At 65.1% G+C, this 16,302-nt stretch carries 20 protein-coding genes and 1 other RNA gene; 15 read left to right on the top strand and 6 right to left on the bottom strand.

Annotated features, from left to right (window positions below; all coding sequences use genetic code 11):
- Positions 1-114: 114 nt before the first annotated feature.
- On the bottom strand, positions 115-1,128 hold the full coding sequence (locus tag ACFMBG_RS06840; RefSeq protein ID WP_421053956.1) for a pseudouridine synthase: 1,014 nt from the start codon (positions 1,126-1,128) through the stop codon (positions 115-117).
- Between the two features lie 189 nt (positions 1,129-1,317).
- On the opposite strand from ACFMBG_RS06840, the gene ACFMBG_RS06835 reads away from it, so the two are divergent.
- From ACFMBG_RS06835 to ACFMBG_RS06820, 4 genes are all read left to right on the top strand, one after another.
- On the top strand, positions 1,318-1,767 hold the full coding sequence (locus ACFMBG_RS06835) for a nucleoside deaminase (RefSeq protein WP_421053955.1): 450 nt from the start codon (positions 1,318-1,320) through the stop codon (positions 1,765-1,767).
- Between the two features lie 95 nt (positions 1,768-1,862).
- A complete protein-coding gene (locus ACFMBG_RS06830) occupies positions 1,863-2,444 on the top strand; it encodes a TetR/AcrR family transcriptional regulator (protein ID WP_421053954.1) in 582 nt (193 codons plus the stop codon).
- 21 nt (positions 2,445-2,465) lie between these two features.
- A complete protein-coding gene (locus tag ACFMBG_RS06825) occupies positions 2,466-2,759 on the top strand; it encodes a YciI family protein (protein ID WP_421053953.1) in 294 nt (97 codons plus the stop codon).
- Complete coding sequence (locus ACFMBG_RS06820) at positions 2,756-3,379, top strand: DNA-3-methyladenine glycosylase I (protein WP_421053952.1); 624 nt, start codon at positions 2,756-2,758, stop codon at positions 3,377-3,379. The genes ACFMBG_RS06825 and ACFMBG_RS06820 overlap by 4 nt, the downstream gene beginning before the upstream one ends.
- Before the next feature lie 103 nt (positions 3,380-3,482).
- Here ACFMBG_RS06820 and ACFMBG_RS06815 read toward each other — a convergent pair whose 3' ends face one another.
- Positions 3,483-4,175 carry a metal-dependent hydrolase gene (locus tag ACFMBG_RS06815; RefSeq protein WP_421053951.1) on the bottom strand — a complete coding sequence of 231 codons (693 nt, stop codon included), beginning with the start codon at positions 4,173-4,175 and terminating at the stop codon, positions 3,483-3,485.
- Between the two features lie 175 nt (positions 4,176-4,350).
- On the opposite strand from ACFMBG_RS06815, the gene gatC reads away from it, so the two are divergent.
- From gatC to ACFMBG_RS06780, 7 genes are all read left to right on the top strand, one after another.
- The gene (gene gatC / locus ACFMBG_RS06810) at positions 4,351-4,638 is read left to right on the top strand and encodes an Asp-tRNA(Asn)/Glu-tRNA(Gln) amidotransferase subunit GatC (RefSeq protein ID WP_421053950.1); all 288 of its coding nucleotides are present in this window, start codon (positions 4,351-4,353) and stop codon (positions 4,636-4,638) included.
- A gap of 5 nt (positions 4,639-4,643) precedes the next feature.
- Entirely contained in the window at positions 4,644-6,131 is a 1,488-nt protein-coding gene (gatA, locus tag ACFMBG_RS06805) for an Asp-tRNA(Asn)/Glu-tRNA(Gln) amidotransferase subunit GatA (protein ID WP_421053949.1), read from the top strand.
- A gap of 41 nt (positions 6,132-6,172) precedes the next feature.
- Complete coding sequence (locus ACFMBG_RS06800; RefSeq protein WP_421053948.1) at positions 6,173-6,946, top strand: hypothetical protein; 774 nt, start codon at positions 6,173-6,175, stop codon at positions 6,944-6,946.
- Positions 6,946-7,641, top strand: a complete 696-nt coding sequence (locus ACFMBG_RS06795) for an N-acetylmuramoyl-L-alanine amidase (RefSeq protein WP_421053947.1) — start codon at positions 6,946-6,948, stop codon at positions 7,639-7,641. The genes ACFMBG_RS06800 and ACFMBG_RS06795 overlap by 1 nt, the downstream gene beginning before the upstream one ends.
- A 233-nt stretch (positions 7,642-7,874) precedes the next feature.
- Positions 7,875-8,308: RNase P RNA component class A (gene rnpB, locus ACFMBG_RS06790), an RNA gene on the top strand.
- A gap of 120 nt (positions 8,309-8,428) precedes the next feature.
- A complete protein-coding gene (gene rpmG / locus ACFMBG_RS06785; protein ID WP_008554190.1) occupies positions 8,429-8,596 on the top strand; it encodes a 50S ribosomal protein L33 in 168 nt (55 codons plus the stop codon).
- A gap of 211 nt (positions 8,597-8,807) precedes the next feature.
- Positions 8,808-9,230, top strand: a complete 423-nt coding sequence (locus ACFMBG_RS06780; protein WP_421053946.1) for a hypothetical protein — start codon at positions 8,808-8,810, stop codon at positions 9,228-9,230.
- Positions 9,231-9,258: 28 nt separating this feature from the next.
- Here ACFMBG_RS06780 and ACFMBG_RS06775 read toward each other — a convergent pair whose 3' ends face one another.
- The 3 genes from ACFMBG_RS06775 to ACFMBG_RS06765 form a co-directional block, all read right to left on the bottom strand.
- Positions 9,259-9,732 carry a GNAT family N-acetyltransferase gene (locus tag ACFMBG_RS06775; RefSeq protein ID WP_421053945.1) on the bottom strand — a complete coding sequence of 158 codons (474 nt, stop codon included), beginning with the start codon at positions 9,730-9,732 and terminating at the stop codon, positions 9,259-9,261.
- Between the two features lie 84 nt (positions 9,733-9,816).
- On the bottom strand, positions 9,817-10,593 hold the full coding sequence (locus tag ACFMBG_RS06770; RefSeq protein WP_421053944.1) for a Bax inhibitor-1/YccA family protein: 777 nt from the start codon (positions 10,591-10,593) through the stop codon (positions 9,817-9,819).
- 195 nt (positions 10,594-10,788) lie between these two features.
- Positions 10,789-11,007, bottom strand: coding sequence for a YjiS-like domain-containing protein (locus tag ACFMBG_RS06765; RefSeq protein ID WP_421053943.1), 219 nt, complete (start codon positions 11,005-11,007; stop codon positions 10,789-10,791).
- 125 nt (positions 11,008-11,132) lie between these two features.
- Between ACFMBG_RS06765 and ACFMBG_RS06760 the strand changes: the two genes are divergently transcribed.
- A complete protein-coding gene (locus ACFMBG_RS06760; protein WP_421053942.1) occupies positions 11,133-12,014 on the top strand; it encodes a LysR family transcriptional regulator in 882 nt (293 codons plus the stop codon).
- Between the two features lie 249 nt (positions 12,015-12,263).
- On the opposite strand, the gene ACFMBG_RS06755 is transcribed toward ACFMBG_RS06760, so the two are convergent.
- Positions 12,264-13,232 (bottom strand): NADPH:quinone oxidoreductase family protein, encoded by a 969-nt coding sequence (locus tag ACFMBG_RS06755; RefSeq protein ID WP_421053941.1) that lies wholly within the window; start codon positions 13,230-13,232, stop codon positions 12,264-12,266.
- Between the two features lie 352 nt (positions 13,233-13,584).
- On the opposite strand from ACFMBG_RS06755, the gene ACFMBG_RS06750 reads away from it, so the two are divergent.
- From ACFMBG_RS06750 to ACFMBG_RS06740, 3 genes are all read left to right on the top strand, one after another.
- Complete coding sequence (locus tag ACFMBG_RS06750) at positions 13,585-13,956, top strand: helix-turn-helix domain-containing protein (RefSeq protein WP_039168241.1); 372 nt, start codon at positions 13,585-13,587, stop codon at positions 13,954-13,956.
- 98 nt (positions 13,957-14,054) lie between these two features.
- Positions 14,055-14,846: a histidinol-phosphatase gene (gene hisN, locus ACFMBG_RS06745; RefSeq protein WP_421053940.1), complete on the top strand. Its 792-nt coding sequence runs from the start codon at positions 14,055-14,057 to the stop codon at positions 14,844-14,846.
- A gap of 117 nt (positions 14,847-14,963) precedes the next feature.
- Positions 14,964-16,301 carry an 8-oxoguanine deaminase gene (locus tag ACFMBG_RS06740; protein ID WP_421053939.1) on the top strand — a complete coding sequence of 446 codons (1,338 nt, stop codon included), beginning with the start codon at positions 14,964-14,966 and terminating at the stop codon, positions 16,299-16,301.
- Position 16,302: the final 1 nt, after the last annotated feature.

The following is a 16,302-nucleotide window of genomic DNA, read 5'->3' as shown; positions in this document are numbered from 1 at the left end:
CATAGGCAATTTTTTGCACGCAAGCTCCCCCAGGAACGGCCAGCGAAGATTAACTGATTGGAAATCTAGGGGATAGCTGGCGCTGTTGCTAGGGGGAAGTCTGCGGGAAATGGCTCAGCGGCGGGGATTCTTGCCGGCCGGGCGCTTGCCGCCGCCGCGCGGATCCGGGCGGCCGCCGCGGGAAGGTTGCGCCTTGCCTGCGGGGCTGCCCGGTTTGCCCGGGCCCCGTGCCGCCTGCTTTCCGCCCGGTTTGGCTGCGGGCTTGCCCATCGGCTTGCCGCCGCGGGTGCGGGTGGGGCGGGCCGCCGGCTTTTCCTCTTCCTCCGCCAGCCCCAGCTGGTCGCGCACCACGCGGGGGCGCAGTTCCTCGACCTCACCGGGTTTCAGGTTGCCCAGCTGGAACGGCCCGTAAGAGACCCGCAGCAGCCGGTTCACGGTGAAGCCGATATCCTCCATCGCCCTGCGGATCTCGCGGTTCTTGCCTTCGCGCAGGCCCACGGTCAGCCAGGCATTGGCGCCCTGCTGGCGGTCCAGCGACACCGTCATCGGCTGGAACTTCTCCCCCTCGATCACCAGGCCCTTGCGCAGGGGGGCAAAATCCTCGTCCTTGGGGCGGCCGTTGATCCGCACCCGGTACTTGCGCAGCCAGCCGGTGGCGGGCAGCTCCAGCTTGCGCTTGATGCCGCCGTCATTGGTCAGCAGCAGCAGACCCTCGGAGTTGAGGTCGAGCCGGCCCACCGTCATCACCCGCGGCATGTCCTCGGGCAGCTCGTCAAAGATCGTCTTGCGGCCCTTCTCGTCGCTGTTCGAGGTCACCAGGCCGGTGGGTTTGTAATAGAGCCACATCCGCGGCGCCTCTGCCTCCGGCAGCGGCTGGCCGTCGACGCTGATCCGGTCCTTCGCGGTCACGTTCAGCGCCGGGCTGTCGATCTTCTTGCCGTTCACCGACACGCGGCCCTCGGCGATCATGCGCTCGGCCTCCCGGCGCGAGGCGACGCCTGCGCGCGACAGGACCTTGGCGATGCGGTCGCCCTCGGGCGAGGCACCGGCCTCAGGTTTGGCGGCAGCCTTGCGGGGCTGGGATTTCGGGCCGGGTTTGCCCTTGGGGGGTACGGGTGTTTTGCTCATGTGTGTGCCATAGAGCATTCCGCAGCCTTGCGAAAGCGGGCAATATGCGGCTTTAGCTTCAGCCCGCTGTTTCGATTTCGGTTCTGAATGAGGTCATCAATAGGTGCGGCCGGGCGCTGCCCGGCGTTGCCGCCGGGCGGAAACTTTTCTAAGTATATTGCCTTGCTGTAATCAGGCTGAGCGGAGCGCATGGCATTCACATCGCATATGAACAAGGCGCTCGACCAGGCACGCGCGGCCGCCGAGCGTGGCGAGGTCCCCGTGGGAGCTGCGCTGATTGCGCCGGACGGCAGCGTCGCTGCCTTGGCGGGCAACCGCACCCGTGAGCTGAACGATCCCACCGCGCACGCCGAGATTCTGACCATCCGCGAGGCTTGCGCCTCTTTAGGCAGCGAACGGCTCACTGGCTACGACCTTTATGTGACGCTGGAGCCTTGCGCCATGTGCGCTGCCGCCATTGCCGCCGCCCGCATCCGGCGCGTCTATTACGGCGCCTCCGACCCCAAGTCCGGCGGTGTGGCGCATGGCGCCTGCGTATTCTCCCACCCCCAGGCGCATCACACGCCAGAGGTCTACGACGGGATTGGGGAAGGCGAGGCCAGTGCGCTGCTCAAGGAGTTCTTCGCAGAGAAACGCTGAGCGCGCCGGGAGGACGAGCCGTGGCTGCCTCTGCTGTTGCCGGATTGGGGCATTTGTCCTATAGAGATTTAGGTCAATTGTCCTAGGGGCTTGATGTGGCGCAGGAAACAACCAGAAACCGGATCGCCGAAGCCGCGGATCAGCTGTTCTATGAGCGCGGGTTCGAGGCCACCTCCTTTGCGGACATTGCAGCGGCGGTCGGCATCTCACGCGGAAATTTCTATTATCATTTCAAGACCAAGGACGACATTCTCGAGGCGGTGATCGCCCGCCGCATGGATAGCACGCGCGTCATGCTGAGCGACTGGCAAACGGCGGGCGGCAGCCCGCTGGACCGGATCACCTGCTTCATCCGCATCCTGATTGCCAACCAGGCGAAGATCACGCTCTACGGCTGCCCGGTCAGCACGCTGGTGGCGGAGCTGGGCAAGCTGGACCACGCGGCCCAGGATCAGGCCAATGCCATCTTCACGCTGTTTCGCGACTGGCTGCGCCGCCAGTTCGAGGAGATGGGGTGCGGCACCGGTTCGGATGCCCTGGCCATGCACCTGCTGGCGCGCAGCCAGGGGGTGGCCACGCTGGCGCAGGCTTTTGGCGACGTGGATTTCATCAACAGGGAAGTGGGGCTGATGCTGGATTGGCTCCGGGATCGGCTGCCAAAAGATCACTCTGGCTAACATTCATCACAGGAGACACTGATGTACTTTATTTTGCTTTCCTTCGCGGCGCAGAAGGACCGCGTGGCCGAATTTCTGGAAGGCCACAAGGCGTGGCTGCAACAGGGGTTTGAGGACGGTGTGTTTCTTGCCGCCGGATCGATGACCGATGGCGAGGGCGGCGCGATTCTCGCTGTCGGTGAAAGTGAGGAGGCATTGGCCAGCCGGGTTGCGCAGGATCCCTTTGTGACGGGCGGCGTCGTTGAGCCTGAAATCATCGGCGTGGCGCCGACCATGATGGACCCCCGGCTTGATTTCCTGCGGGGCGGCGAATGAGCAGCACCATCACAGCCGCCGACGGTCATCCCCGCTGCGCCTGGAGCGCTTCGGCACCGGATTTCCTGCGCTACCATGACGAGGAATGGGGCTACCCGGTCGGCGACGACATCCGCCTGTTCGAGAAAGTCTGCCTGGAAAGCTTCCAGTCCGGCCTCAGCTGGAGGACCATTCTGGATAAGCGCGAGAATTTCCGCGCTGCCTTTGCCGGGTTCGATTTCAACGAAATGGCGAAGTTCGGCGCGGCGGATGTGGAGCGGCTGCTTCAGGACAAGGGCATCATCCGCCACCGCGGCAAGATCGAGGCGGTGATCAACAATGCCGCCCGCGCCCGGGAACTGGTGGCGGAGGCGGGCTCGCTGGCGGCGTTCTTCTGGAGCTTTGAGCCCAAGCCGGAAAACCTGCCGGAGCCGCAGACTGCTTCCACCAGCCCGGAGTCGGTGGCGCTCTCCAAGGCGCTGAAGAAACGCGGCTGGAAATTTGTCGGTCCCACCACAGCCTTTGCCTTCATGCAGGCGATGGGGCTGATCAACGACCACGCCCGCGGCTGTATCTGCCGGGAGAAGGCCGCTGCGGCGCGGCAGGGCTTTGCGGTGCCGCAGATGAAACCGGCGGCCTGAAACCCGTCCGCGCCGGGCCGCCAGGCCCGGCGCTGAGCCCAACGGGAGCGGATCTGCCCGGCAGATCCGGCGACGGGCGGGAGACCTCTGCTGCCCGCTGGGTTCAGATCTCGATCGCCTTCATCACTTCCGGCTCGATCACCTCCACCCCGGGCAAGCCTTCGATCAGGTCCTTGGCGTCCTGCTCCAGCACCGGGAAGCTCTTGTAGTGGCAGGGAATCACCGTCTTGAAATTGAAATAGCGTTTCGCCGCATAGGCCGTTTGCTTCATGTCCATGGTGAAATGGCCGCCCGCCGACAGGATGCCGACGTCCGGTTTGTAGTAATCCCCCATCCACTCCATGTCCGCCATGATTGCGGTGTCGCCGGACATATAGACCGTCTTGCCCTCCGCCATCAGCATGTAGCCCACTTCCGAACCGCCGGTGCGCAGCCCGTCCTGGGTGCTGAAGGTGGAGCTGTGCGAGGCCGGCACCATCGCAACCTTGACCCCGCCCAGGTCCACCGTGCCGCCCTTGTTGAAGCCGGTGGTCTGCACCCCTTCGGTCTCTCCCCACAAGCCCATCAGGTCGTATTGCCCGATCACCGGCACCTCCAGCCGCTTGGCAAGCGGCAGCACATCCACCACATGGTCGAAATGCACATGGGTGAGCAGGATGTGCGTTGCCCCCGAAACCGCCGCCTCGTGCTGGTCTTCGGGCAGCACCGGATTGCCCGTCAGCCAGGGATCCACCAGCAGCACCTGACCGCTTGTTTCGATGCGGAACGAGCCGTGTCCCAGCCAAATGATCTTCATCTCATTTCTCCTCCCGGTTTTGTTGGCTGCAGCCTAACAGGCTGGTGCGAAAATGATATGCAGACGTGCCGGAAATGCGGGTGCCGCGGGTTTCCGGGGTGCAGCACGCCGCAGCCGGCTTGCAGCGCAGGCGGCACGGCGGTAAATGCCTATCCAACACCAGATGAGGGTTTCCATGTCGATTGACCAAAGCACTGCCGCCAAGGTGGCCAAACTGGCCCGGATCAAGGTCGAGGATGACGCGCTGCCGGCGCTGGCAGACGAGTTCAACAATATCCTGGGCTTCATCGAGCAGCTGAACGAGGTGGATGTCGAGGGCGTCGAGCCGATGACCTCCGTCACCCCGCAGCGCCTCAAGCGCCGCAAGGATGAAGTCACCGATGGCAACCAGCAGGACAAGGTGCTGGCGAACGCACCGGACGCCCGCGAAGGCTTTTTCGCAGTGCCCAAAGTCGTGGAGTGAGAGACATGAGCGATCTGAACAAACTGGGCCTGGCAGAGGCCCGCGACGCGCTGCGCAAGGGCGACACCACCTCCGTCGAGCTGACCGAGGCCTGTCTTAAGGCGATCGACGCCGCGGATGCGCTCAATGCCTTCGTGCACAAGACGCCCGAGATTGCGATGGAGCGCGCCAAGGCCGCGGATGAACGCATCAAGGCGGGCGATGCGCCTTCCATGTGCGGCCTGCCGGTCGGCATCAAGGATCTGTTCTGCACCAAGGGTGTGCCTTCGCAAGCAGCCTCCAAGATCCTTGAAGGCTTCAAGCCGGAGTATGAATCCACCGTCTCGCAGAAACTGGCCGATGCCGGCTCCGTGATGCTGGGCAAGCTGAACATGGATGAGTTCGCGATGGGCTCCTCCAACGAAACCTCCGTCTACGGCAATGCCGTGAGCCCTTGGCGCCGCGGCAACGATGACGCCCAGCTGACCCCGGGCGGCTCCTCCGGCGGCTCCGCCGCTGCCGTGGCCGCGGACCTCTGCCTGGCGGCCACCGGCACCGACACCGGCGGCTCGATCCGCCAGCCAGCCGCCTTCACCGGCACCGTCGGCATCAAGCCGACCTACGGCCGCTGCTCGCGCTGGGGCATCGTCGCCTTTGCCTCCTCGCTGGACCAGGCCGGCCCGATGACCAAATCGGTGCGCGATGCCGCCATCATGCTGGAAGCCATGTGCGGCCACGACCCCAAAGATTCGACCTCTGCCGAACTGGCCGTGCCGGATTTCGAGGCGATGCTGACCGGCGATATCAAGGGCAAGAAGATCGGTATCCCCAAGGAATACCGCATGGACGGCATGCCGGGCGAGATCGAGAAGCTGTGGTCCGATGGTGCCGAGATGCTCAAGGCCGCCGGTGCCGAGATCGTCGACATCTCGCTGCCCCATACCAAATACGCGCTGCCCGCCTATTACGTGATTGCCCCGGCTGAGGCCTCGTCGAACCTGGCGCGCTATGATGGCGTCCGCTACGGCCGCCGCGCCACGCTGGAAGCCGGCGACGGCATCACCGAGATGTACGAGAAGACCCGTGCCGAGGGTTTTGGCCACGAGGTGCAGCGCCGCGTCATGGTCGGCACCTATGTGCTGTCGGCAGGCTTCTATGACGCCTACTACAACCGCGCCCGCAAGGTCCGCACCCTGATCAAGAAGGACTTCGAGGACGTCTTTGCCGCCGGTGTCGATGCGATCCTGACCCCGGCCACCCCGTCCGCGGCCTTTGGCCTGGGCGAAATGACCGAGGCGGATCCGGTGCAGATGTACCTCAATGACGTCTTCACCGTCACCGTGAACCTGGCAGGCCTGCCGGGGATTGCGGTGCCGGCAGGGCTCGACAAGCAGGGCCTGCCGCTGGGCCTGCAGCTGATCGGCAAGCCCTGGGAAGAGGGCGATCTGCTGAACACTGCCTATGCGCTGGAGAATGCGGCCGGCTTTGTAGCCAAGCCGCAGCAATGGTGGTAAACGTCTGCCTCAGCAATTGAGCAGAGCAGACAGGTAACCCCATGCGCGCATTCGCATCCTACGCCGCTGCAGGCAGCCTTTTGGTTATGGCTGCCTGTTCCCCCCAGGTCCCCGACAGCGCCGCAGGCGTTGGCATCGACGGCGATCCCTTCGCGCCGCCGCCTGCCGCCGGCACCACCATCACCGGCGAACCTTTGGTGCCGCCGGTCCGGGTGTCGACAGAACCGTACCTGGTCACGGCAGCTCCGCGCAGCGCGGGCTCGACGGCCGCGGCGGGCACGTTCAGCACTGCCAGCACCGCCGCCAGCGATGCGGACATCGCCCGCGAAACCGCCGCAGCCCTGGCGGCTTCCAGTGCCAACTCCGGTGTTGCGCCGCTGCAGGCGAGCCCGTCTAATCCGGCGCCGCAACCGGGTGGAAGCGCCCGGATTTCGGATGAGAACGACTTCCAGGCTGTTTCGGCCCGCCAGTCGATCGAAAGCGATGCTGCCCGGCTGGAGCGCCAGCGCGCGCAGTACCAGCAGGTGCAGCCGGTCGCGGTGCCGCAACGCACCGAGGACGCAGGTCCCAACATCGTGCGCTACGCCCTCAGCACCAGCAACCCCAAGGGGGTGCGCATCTACAGCCGCTCGGGCATCAACCTGAAGGCCCGCAACCAGCGCAACTGTGCAGAGTTTGCGTCGCCTGATCAGGCCCAGGTCGCCTTCCTCGAAACCGGCGGCCCGGAGCGCGACCGCAAGGCGCTGGACCCGGATGGCGACGGCTTTGCCTGCGGCTGGGACCCGGCACCTTACCGGCTGGCCGTCCAGAACTGATGGCCCCGGACCAGCGCGGGCCTGACCAGCCAGGCGCCCTCTGGCACCCCAGCCCGAACTTCGGGCCCCGCAGGGACGGTCTGATGCCGTCCCTGATCGTTTTGCACTACACCGCCATGAAGGGTGCGCAGGCCGCGCTGGAGCGGCTCTGCGATCCGGCGGCTGAGGTCTCTGCCCACTACCTGATCGGCGCTGATGGCACCCTTTGGCAGATGGTGGCGGAAGAGCACCGCGCCTGGCACGCCGGGGCCGGCGAATGGCGCGGCCAGGACGACATCAACTCCCGCTCCATCGGCATCGAACTCGACAACCTCGGGGCGCACCCGTTCAGCGCCCCGCAAATGGCGGCCCTGGAAGAACTGATGCGCGGTGTGATGCAGCGCTGGAGCATCCCGGCCGCGGGGGTGATCGGCCATTCCTGCATGGCGCCGGGGCGCAAATTTGATCCGGGCCCGCGTTTTGACTGGGAACGGCTGGCGCGGCAGGGACTGGCGGCAGACGCTGTCAATGGCAAGGCTCCGCAGCATTCTTCCTTTGAGCATTTCCGGAAGGCCGCCGCGGTGGCCGGCTTTACCGCCACGGCGGATGACGAGGCGCTTCTGGCCGCAGTCCGCTTGCGGTTCCGCCCTTGGGCGCGCGGCCCGCTGTCGCCCGCGGATTTCGCCTCTCTGGGGTCTGACGCGCTTGAAACCTGAAATAATGCGTGTCTCTGCCTTGCGCTCCGGGATATTCGGGGCCAGATGAATAACGGAGCCAATCTTCATCTGGCTGAAAATATCCTGGGGTGAGGAACGCCCGGAAAACCGTCCGGAGGCTGTTTTCAGTGACGGACGGGCGGGGCCCCGGCCAAGGGCCAAGAGGGGCAAAGCCCCTCCAGCCGCACTATCCGCTTGACGCGGCACGCTGTTGTTTCTACCCCTCCAGTCGCGCAGAAGGCTGGACGGCCGCGCGGGGCGCGCAAGCCCCTGCGAGGAAAGTCCGGACTCCATGAAGCAACGGTGCCGGGTAACGCCCGGGCGGGGAAACCCGACGGAAAGCGCCACAGAAAACAGACCGCCCGCCGGACCGGAGGTCCGCCAAAGGAGCATCCGCGCGGGTAAGGGTGAAACGGTGGGGTAAGAGCCCACCGCGCTGCTGGCAACAGCGGCGGCACGGCAAGCCCCACTGGGAGCAATGCCAAATAGGGCCCCCGCGCGGGCAGGTCCCGGGCAACCGGGAAACCGCCGCTAGGTACGCTTCAGCCGAGAGGGGCCGGGTTGGCAGCTTGAGCGGCGCAGCAATGCGCCGCCTAGATGAATGGCCGTCGAGCCCGGGATTACGGTCCCGGGGGGACAGGATCCGGCTTACAGGCCTTCTGCGCATAAATCCCTTGGGGAATAGGGGCGAATCCTATTGACTTGGGGGCTGGGGCGGGTAAAAGCCGGGCTTCAGACAGGAATTTACCGAAGGGCTTCCAGCCTTTCCGGACGCAGGAGAAGCACCATGGCGAAGCCGACCACCATCAAGATCCGCCTGAACTCGAGCGCGGGCACCGGCCACTTCTATGTCACCAAGAAGAACGCACGCACCATGACCGAGAAAATGGTCGTGCGCAAATACGACCCGGTTGTCCGCAAGCACGTCGAGTACAAGGAAGGCAAAATCAAGTAAGCCTTTCCTTCGGGGCGATTTCAGGAAACGGGTCGCGCCAGGCGCGGCCCGTTTTCTTTTGCAGGCCCTCCAGCGGATCGAGGCATTGCCTTGAATTGCCGGAAAATGCCGCTTGGATTGTCCGCATCCGCCTGCCGCGGCGGCATCTTTCCGCCGCAATTATGCACTAGGCTTGCCCCCGTGGGTTAATGAGCAAACGGGTGGATGTGCTGTGAAAACTCTTGTGATAGCCGCGGTGCTGGCAGCGGCCGCGACGCCGGTTTCAAGTTCCTTTGAAGCAGGGGCGGCTGTGCCGCCGCCGCCTGCAGTTGCGGCACAGCGCCTGCAGGCCCGGCCGGCGGCCCCTGTTCTGGCGGTGGAGCCTGACCGCGCTGTCGTGGACAGTATCGTGCAGCTTCAGGGCCGTGAACTGGCTTTGTGCCTGGTCCGTTCCGGCAGCGCAGGCATGGCAGTGCTGAGCGTTCCTGAGGACAGCGCGGTGCCCAGCCTGCCCGACATTGCCGAGGCGGATTTCCGCGGCCTGGTGACGGATGCTTCCGGCTGCCGGCTGGATGGCGAGATCCGCGAGGTGTCGAGCAGCCGCGGTACCATCGCCATCTCCGCTGGCCTGGACTGTTCGGGCACTGGGTCCTGATATCAGGTCCCTGAACCTGTGCCGGGCCTCAGACGCGCCATTCCGCCAGGGTCAGCACCGGCTCCATTCCCATCCCCTTCATCAGCGCGGCTGAGGCGGTGTTGAACGGCGCATAAGTGGCGGCAACCACCGTGGCGCCGGCCTCCAGCGCGCGGGCCTTCATCGCCTCGACCAGCGCCTTGCCGATGCCCATCCGGCGCCAGGCCTCGGTGACCGAAATATGGTGCAGCATCGCACGGGTTTCGGCAGGACGGACCGGCAGCGCGGGGCGCTCCTGCAACTCATAGATCAGAAAGCCCAGCAGGGTGCCTTGCGGGCTCTCTGCCGCCAGCGCAAAGACGTTGTCCCCGCTCAGCCAGTCCTCCAGCCATTTGGCCAGACCGTCGCTGCCTGGCGCCGGAATGTGGCGCTCCGGCTGATAGGCTACGTGCAGCGCGTGCAGATCCTGCAGCATCGGCACCAGGCGCTCTGCGCCGGTGGCGGGAATATCAATGATCTTCATGGTGTATGCCTTGTTATTGTTGTTGAAATGAGAAGGGGCGGATCGATCGATCCGCCCCTTGCAGTGCCTGGTATGGAGGTGCGCTTATTCGCGGTTGCCAAGCAGCTGGAGCAGCATCATGAACATGTTGATGAAGTCCAGATACAGGCTCAGCGCGCCCATGATCGCGGATTTTGCCAGCCACTCCTGGTCGCCCGCGTGGGCCATCTGCAGGTAGTCGTTCTTGATCCGCTGGGTGTCATAGGCGGTGAGGCCCGCAAAGATCAGCACGCCGATCACAGAGATCGCAAACGCCATGGCCGAGGAGGCCAGGAAGATGTTGACGATCGACGCCACGATCAGGCCGATCAGGCCCATGATCAGGAAGGCGCCCATGCCGGACAGGTCCTTCTTGGTGGTGTAGCCCACCAGCGACAGGCCTGCAAAGGCGATGGAGGTGATCAGGAACACCTGCACGATGCTCTCGCCGGTGAAGACCAGGAAGATCGAGCTGATCGACAGGCCCATCACGGTGGCAAAAACGTAGAACAGCAGCTGCACGCCCGCTGCGGACATGCGGTTTGCGGCGGCGCCGATGCCGAACACGAAGGCCAGCGGGGCAAACATGATCACCCACTTCAGCGGCGAGGCATAAAGCGCGTAGCCGACGCTGGTCAGATACTTGTCAGCGCTCAGCTGCGCCACGGCGTTTGCCGGGTCGGCGGTGACAGCCAGCCCGGCGATTGCCCAGGCGGCCAGGAAGGTGATGAACGTGCCTGCCGCCATGGTGGCGTAGACTTTGTTCATATGGGCGCGCAGGCCCTCATCAATCTGCGCGGCGCGGGCGCCGGCGGCAGACCGGATGGTGTCAAACTGTGCCATTCTCAATGGTCTCCGTAATCTACTCCCTTGCTGCCCGCGCGCGAATTGAGCCGTGGCCGGCAGCTTTCCCGGTAAATATCGGGCGAAGCGCGTTGCGGTTCAAGTATTTCGGAGCAAGAAATGCATGAAAAAAACGAGCAAACGGGCCGCCGTTCAGCGGCCCGCCGGAAAAGGCGGATTCGGGCTATTTCCCGCTCAGAGCAGCCAGTGCTCCGGCGCGCTCCAGAACCCGCGGCGGGCTTCGGCCTCCGCCTCTGCCCGGGTGACGCCGATATCGTCCAATGCGCGCTGATCCAGCTTGGCCAGCTGGCGGCGCTGGCGCCAGGCCGCCAGGTGCAGGCCAAGACGGGCGGACAGCGGCAGACGCGGGGCGGCGGCGCAGGGGGCGGCGCAGGAAAGGGGTGCATGGGTCATCGCGGAGGTCCTTCAGCTAAGTTTGTGATACTTCCCTTTTGGGTGATCAATTGTGTTGATGAATATGGTTCCCTGTGGCATATTTTTAAAACGAATGTTTTTGATGGAATGCATCAGGGGTCGTGATGGTAAGGAATCTTGATATCACCACGCTCCGCTCCTTTGTGGCGGTGGCGGACAATGGCGGCGTGACCCGGGCGGCGGGTTTTCTGCATCTGACCCAGTCGGCAGTCTCCATGCAGCTGAAGCGCCTGGAGGAACTGCTGGGGGTAGATCTGCTGGACCGTTCCGGCCGCACCATCGCGTTGACGGCGGAGGGCGAGCAGATGCTGGGGTATGCCCGCAAGATGGTGGCGCTGAACGACGAGGTGATCGGCAGGCTGACCGATCAGGCCTATGAGGGCGAGGTGCTGCTCGGGGTGCCGCATGATGTGGTGCACCCGGTGATCCCGAAGGTGCTGAAGCGCTTCAACCTCAGCTACCCGCGGGTGAATGTGAATCTCTGCACCTCCAACACCCGCGATCTCAAGGCGGAGTTCGGCCGCGGCGCCTTTGATCTGATCCTGACCACCGAGACCGGTGCGGGCGAGGGCGGCGAGACGATCCACAGCATGCCGCTGCGCTGGGTCGGCGCGCCGGACGGTTCGGTCTGGCGCCAGCGCCCCCTGCGGCTCGGGTTTTGCCGCAACTGCAGCTTCCGCCCGGTGGCCACGGCGGCGCTGGATGAGGCGGGCATCGAATGGGAGATGGCACTCGACAGCGATTCCGACCGCACGGTCGAGGCGACGGTCAGCGCCGATCTTGCCGTTGGCGTGCTGCTGGAGGGCACCCAGCCGGGCTATCAGGAACTGATCGACCAGGGCTGCGGCCTGCCGGACCTTCCCATGCAGCACATCAACCTCTACGGAGCCGAGCGGGTGCGCGCGCCCTATGTTGAGGAACTGGCCGAATTCATCCGTCAGGGCTTCCAGGGGCTGTGGTCGGCGCCGTTGCGCGCAGCCAGCTGACATACCAGAGCACGGGCCGGGCCGTTTACCGGCTCAGGAAGGCAGAGACAGGCTGGAGAAACCGGCAGGGGTGCTCCCGCGCCCGCAGGCTGCCCTGGCTTCGCCAGCGCATCCTTGGCGGCCTTGGGCCAGGCTCAGCGCCACAGGCGCTGAGCCTGGCCCAACGGGGGTGGTGCATTGGCAGATGCACCGGCGGCGGGCGGGAGCTGCCCGGCAGGAAACTGTTCCGCAGTTAGCCGTTCCGAACAGTCAGCCGCTGGTGCTGGTGGTGATCACGACCTTGCCGGTGGACTTGCGGCTGCGCAGCAGCTCCAGCCCTTCGCCGGTCCGCTCCAGCGGCAGCGTGTGGCTGATGTGCGGCTTGATGCGGCCTTCGCCGTGCCAGGCAAACAGTGTCTCGAAAGAGCGCCGCACCGCCTCGGGGCGGAACTTCATGTAGCCGCCCAGATAGAAACCGATCACTGTCAGGTTCTTCACCAGCAGGTGGTTGGCCGGGATCTGCGGCACTTCGCCGCCGGCAAAGCCCACCGGCAGCAGCCGCGCGCCGGGATTAGCGGACCGGAAGGCGGCCTTCCACACATCACCGCCCACCGCGTCATAGACCACATCAGCGCCGCCAAGCGCCTTGACCGCGCTGCGCAGGTCCTCCTCTGCGCCGATAAGATGATCCGCTCCGGCGACTGCTGCCACCTCCAGCTTCTCCTTGCCGCGGGCCTGGGCAATCACCGTTGCGCCCATCAGCTTGCCGATCTCCACCGCGGTCAGGCCGACACCGCCCGCAGCCCCGGTCACCAGCAATGTCTCACCCGGCTGCAGCCGGGCGCAGTGGTCCAGCGCCATGTGGCTGGTGCCATAGGCGATCTGCATTGCCGCGGCATGTTCGAAACTCATCGTATCGGGGATACGGATCAGCCGCGCGGCATCAAACACGCCTGCCTCCGCCAGCCCGCCGGAGCCGCTGAACACCGCCACCCGGTCGCCAACGGCAAATCCTTCAGTTCCTTCGCCAAGCGCTGTCACCACCCCGGCGGCCTCCAGCCCCAGGGTGAAGGGCGGCTCCGGGGTGTCCTGATAGCTGCCCTTCATCATCAGCAGGTCGGCAAAATTCAGGCCGCAGGCCCGCAGCGCCACGGCTGCTTCTCCCGGGCCCGGCGGCGGGCATCCGGTTTCCGTCAGGGCCGCTGGTCTGTCGAAGCCAGAAACTTGGTAAGCCAGCATAATTTAACCTCACCTTCTGCGGGAGCCGGAATGATTCGCACGGCCACACTGCCGGGTACCCGCACCGGGGCACACCTCGCTATTTTTGGGGAGGTACGCGATCGGCAGCCGCTTGGCAATAAAACGTTTAGAAAAATGATACATGAAATCATGCGGTTGAGCTTCCGGACCCCGCCGGGGGCGACGGCAGTCTTGCAATCAACCGCAAGGGTTGTACACTTTTGCATAGAGGTTGATCTCAGATCGCTCTGATGGGGAACCTGTTTCCGGCCAGGATTTGAAGGCGCCAGAACGGGTTAATAGGAATGCAGCGGTCCGGGTTGCGGCCGGATATAGAGACTAGGAGAAACGCATGGCTCATCCCGTTGACGTGCATGTGGGAAAGCGCATCCGCCACCGCCGGTGGCTGATCGGCATGACGCAGCAGCAGCTTGCCGAGCAGGTCGGCATCAAGTTCCAGCAGATTCAGAAGTATGAGACCGGTGCCAACCGGGTCAGCGCGTCCCGGCTGTGGGATATCTCCGACGCCCTCGAGGTGCCGGTGAGCTTTTTCTTCGAAGGCCTGCAGGAAGAGGGCAAGGCCCCGGCCGAAAAGGCTGCCGTGCCGGAAGACCTGATGGGCGACAAGGAAGCGCTCGATCTGGTGCGTTCCTACTACGCGATTCCCGAAAACCAGCGCCGCCGCCTGTTTGAACTGGCACGGGTGCTGAGCGACGCCGCCTGAAGAGCGGACGGGTCCTGAGCGGCCATTGCAGCGCAAAACCGGCCAGGAGACAGGTTTTGCGCTTGCAACGAAACCGGCCGGATGGCACCCGTTCAGACATGACACAGGCCGCATATTCCGATCTCGACGTTGCACACAGGATGGCAGACGCAGCCCGCGCCGCCATCCTGCCGTATTTCCGCACCACTGCTCTGAACACCGAGAACAAGCTGGCAGGCGGGTTCGATCCCGTCACCGTTGCCGACCGCGCGGCGGAGCAGGCGATGCGGGCGGTGCTGGCAGAGCTGCGCCCGGAGGACGGCATCCTGGGTGAGGAATTCGGCGCTGAACCCGGCACTTCCGGCCGCACCTGGGTTCTGGACCCGATCGACGGCACCCGCGCCTTCATCAGCGGCACGCCGACCTGGGGGGTGCTGATTGCGCTGGCGGATGAACACGGCCCGTTCCTCGGTGTGATCGACCAGCCCTATACCGGCGAGCGTTTCTGCGGCGGGGCGGAGATTGCGGCAATGACCGGCCCGCTCGGCGAAATGCCGTTGCAGACCCGCAGCACGGCTGCGCTGTCGGACGCGATCCTGTTCACAACCTTCCCCGAAGTCGGATCCGCCGAAGAGCGCGCAGGCTTCGAACGGGTTTCTGCCCGTGCCAAGCTGACGCGCTATGGCATGGATTGCTACGCCTATGCGCTGGTGGCGGCAGGGCAGGCGGATCTGGTGATTGAGGCGGGCCTCAACGCCTATGACATCCAGGCGCCGATTGCGGTGATCCACGCGGCAGGCGGCATTGTCACCGACTGGCAGGGCAACCCGGCTCACAATGGCGGCCGCGCCCTGGCAGCGGCCAATCCGGAGATCCACGCGGCAGCGCTGGAACTGTTGCGCCAGTTCTAGACGGGTTGAAATCGGCAACACTGGCCTGTAGGTTTGCCGCAGGCCGGTTCTTCGCCCGTTTTCCATCGGCCGATCACACATTCCCATGAAGCGGGCTGTCTATTGGAGTGTGTGGATATGACAGAGATCCTGATTCAAAACGCCGATACCGTCCTGACGATGGACGATTCCCGCCGGGTGCTGCACGGCGCCGATGTGCTGATCCGCGGCGGCGTGATTGCCGCAGTGGGGCAGGGGCTGCAGACCAGCGGCGAGACCGTCTCCGGCCGCGGCTGCGTGGTGACCCCTGGCCTGGTCAACACTCATCACCACCTCTACCAGAACCTGACCCGCGCGGTGCCGGGCGCTCAGGACGCGCTGCTGTTCGGCTGGCTCCAGCGGCTCTACCCGGTCTGGGCGCGGTTCACCCCGGACGAGATGTTCGTTTCTGCCCAATTGGGCCTGGCCGAACTGGCGCTGTCGGGCTGCACCCTCAGCTCCGACCACCTGTATCTTTATCCCAATGGTTCCCGACTGGAGGACACCATCCACGCCGCCCGCGACATCGGCTTGCGTTTCCACCCGACCCGCGGCGCCATGAGCATTGGCGAAAGCGACGGCGGCCTGCCGCCCGACAGCCTGGTCGAAAACGAGCGCGCCATCCTCGACGACATGATCCGGGTGGTGGATGCCTTCCACGATCCGTCCGAAGGCTCGATGTGCCGTGTCGGCCTGGCGCCCTGTTCGCCCTTTTCGGTCAGCCGCGAGCTGATGCGCGATGCCGCGCTGATGGCGCGCGACAAGGGGGTGATGCTGCACACCCACCTGGCCGAGAACGACGAAGATATCGCCTATTCCGAGGAGAAATTCGGCTGCCGCCCCGGCCAGTATGCCGAGGAGCTCGGCTGGACCGGAGACGACGTCTGGCATGCCCATTGCGTGAAGCTCGACGTGCAAGAGATTGATCTCTTTGCCAGAACCCGTACCGGGGTGGCGCATTGCCCCTGTTCCAACTGCCGCCTCGGCAGCGGCATCGCCCCGGTGCGCGCGATGCGTGATGCGGGTGTTCCGGTCGGGCTGGGGGTGGACGGCTCCGCCAGCAACGACATGGCCAGCCTCAGCGCCGAGGCACGCCAGGCCATGCTGCTGCAACGGGTCGCCAACGGCGCTGACGCGATGAGCGCCTATGAAACCCTGGAGATTGCCACCCGCGGCGGCGCCGATGTGCTGGGCCGCCCCGATTGCGGCCGGCTGGAACCCGGAAAGCGTGCGGATATCGCGGTGTGGGATACCACCGGCATCGCCTCCAGCGGCAGCTGGGACCCGGCGGCGCTGCTGCTGGCCGGGCCGGCCCAGGTCAAGCACCTGTTCGTCGAGGGCAAGCAGATCATCCGCGGCGGTGAGCTGACCACTCTGGACCTGCCGCAGCTGCTGGAACGCCACCGCGGCCTGGCGCAAAAGCTGATGGAGGGATGAC

Source organism: Leisingera coralii, from assembly GCF_049056525.1.
GTDB classification, from domain to species: Bacteria; Pseudomonadota; Alphaproteobacteria; order Rhodobacterales; family Rhodobacteraceae; genus Leisingera; species Leisingera coralii.
The sequence above is the reverse complement of the archived record's forward strand: the minus strand, read 5'-3'. Positions and strand labels throughout refer to the sequence as shown.

Excerpts from the sequence above, each read along its gene's own strand:
- rpmG (WP_008554190.1), top strand. The coding sequence starts at position 8,429 with ATGGCGAAGCCGACCACCATCAAGATCCGCCTGAACTCGAGCGCGGGC.
- ACFMBG_RS06740 (WP_421053939.1), top strand. The coding sequence starts at position 14,964 with ATGACAGAGATCCTGATTCAAAACGCCGATACCGTCCTGACGATGGAC.
- ACFMBG_RS06820 (WP_421053952.1), top strand. The coding sequence starts at position 2,756 with ATGAGCAGCACCATCACAGCCGCCGACGGTCATCCCCGCTGCGCCTGG.
- hisN (WP_421053940.1), top strand. The coding sequence starts at position 14,055 with ATGACACAGGCCGCATATTCCGATCTCGACGTTGCACACAGGATGGCA.
- ACFMBG_RS06775 (WP_421053945.1), bottom strand. The coding sequence starts at position 9,732 with ATGAAGATCATTGATATTCCCGCCACCGGCGCAGAGCGCCTGGTGCCG.
- ACFMBG_RS06760 (WP_421053942.1), top strand. The coding sequence starts at position 11,133 with ATGGTAAGGAATCTTGATATCACCACGCTCCGCTCCTTTGTGGCGGTG.
- gatA (WP_421053949.1), top strand. The coding sequence starts at position 4,644 with ATGAGCGATCTGAACAAACTGGGCCTGGCAGAGGCCCGCGACGCGCTG.
- ACFMBG_RS06795 (WP_421053947.1), top strand. The coding sequence starts at position 6,946 with ATGGCCCCGGACCAGCGCGGGCCTGACCAGCCAGGCGCCCTCTGGCAC.
- ACFMBG_RS06750 (WP_039168241.1), top strand. The coding sequence starts at position 13,585 with ATGGCTCATCCCGTTGACGTGCATGTGGGAAAGCGCATCCGCCACCGC.
- ACFMBG_RS06815 (WP_421053951.1), bottom strand. The coding sequence starts at position 4,175 with ATGAAGATCATTTGGCTGGGACACGGCTCGTTCCGCATCGAAACAAGC.
- ACFMBG_RS06755 (WP_421053941.1), bottom strand. The coding sequence starts at position 13,232 with ATGCTGGCTTACCAAGTTTCTGGCTTCGACAGACCAGCGGCCCTGACG.
- gatC (WP_421053950.1), top strand. The coding sequence starts at position 4,351 with ATGTCGATTGACCAAAGCACTGCCGCCAAGGTGGCCAAACTGGCCCGG.
- ACFMBG_RS06835 (WP_421053955.1), top strand. The coding sequence starts at position 1,318 with ATGGCATTCACATCGCATATGAACAAGGCGCTCGACCAGGCACGCGCG.
- ACFMBG_RS06840 (WP_421053956.1), bottom strand. The coding sequence starts at position 1,128 with ATGAGCAAAACACCCGTACCCCCCAAGGGCAAACCCGGCCCGAAATCC.
- ACFMBG_RS06825 (WP_421053953.1), top strand. The coding sequence starts at position 2,466 with ATGTACTTTATTTTGCTTTCCTTCGCGGCGCAGAAGGACCGCGTGGCC.
- ACFMBG_RS06765 (WP_421053943.1), bottom strand. The coding sequence starts at position 11,007 with ATGACCCATGCACCCCTTTCCTGCGCCGCCCCCTGCGCCGCCGCCCCG.
- ACFMBG_RS06800 (WP_421053948.1), top strand. The coding sequence starts at position 6,173 with ATGCGCGCATTCGCATCCTACGCCGCTGCAGGCAGCCTTTTGGTTATG.
- ACFMBG_RS06770 (WP_421053944.1), bottom strand. The coding sequence starts at position 10,593 with ATGGCACAGTTTGACACCATCCGGTCTGCCGCCGGCGCCCGCGCCGCG.